The sequence below is a fragment of the Thermobrachium celere DSM 8682 genome (assembly GCF_000430995.1).
Taxonomy (GTDB): domain Bacteria; phylum Bacillota; class Clostridia; order Clostridiales; family Caloramatoraceae; genus Thermobrachium; species Thermobrachium celere.
The window spans coordinates 1-560 of record NZ_HF951998.1 but is presented as its reverse complement, the minus strand read 5'-3'; the positions used below and the strand labels follow the sequence as shown (position 1 = coordinate 560).

Here is a 560-nt window from a genome sequence, read left to right as displayed (position 1 = left end):
GTTATTAATTTCTCCAAGTCTCCCTGTTCCTTCAATATGTCCTACTGCATTTTTTAAAGTTTCTTGCGTTGCTCCTTCTACTATTGGAACCACCAAATTTATCTTTGGTATTTCAAGTATTCCAACTGGATTTTTAGCATTATACTGAATTGAATTTTGATCTTTAATATTTTCCTTATAATCTCTTTTTTCTTGACTTTTCACCACAGTTTCAATTAGTGCTTCTCTTTCTTTATAYGCCATATACTGTTCTATTCCAACAAAAGCTAAAATTGAAATACCTGTAACTGATGAAGAAGGGTTACTTAAAATGCCAAAGATTAATTCAGTAATAGGAACAATAATAAATATAACAAGATCAATACCATTTATTATTTTAATAATAGTACTATTTCCCCTTTCAAGAGTTATTGTAGGCACAACAATAGGAAAAGAAGCTGCAGTGGTTCCATTATCCATTGCAGCAGCCCCCTTCGTTGCAAGGGTGGTAGAATCTGCTCTAAAGGAAGTAAATAAAGGTGTAGTAGAGGCAGCAGTATCATTAGGTGCTTCTATACCTC

Annotated in this window: 2 protein-coding genes; one reads left to right on the top strand and one right to left on the bottom strand. The window is 33.1% G+C overall.

Annotation, left to right across the window (positions count from 1 at the left end):
- Nucleotides 1–243, bottom strand: a 243-nt coding sequence (locus tag TCEL_RS13675; RefSeq protein ID WP_479725384.1) for a sortase family protein, incomplete at its 3' end; no start/stop codon positions are given.
- A gap of 67 nt (nucleotides 244–310) precedes the next feature.
- Between TCEL_RS13675 and TCEL_RS13010 the strand changes: the two genes are divergently transcribed.
- Nucleotides 311–560: ABC transporter permease subunit (locus tag TCEL_RS13010; RefSeq protein ID WP_156874016.1), on the top strand; the 250-nt coding region annotated here is incomplete at its 3' end.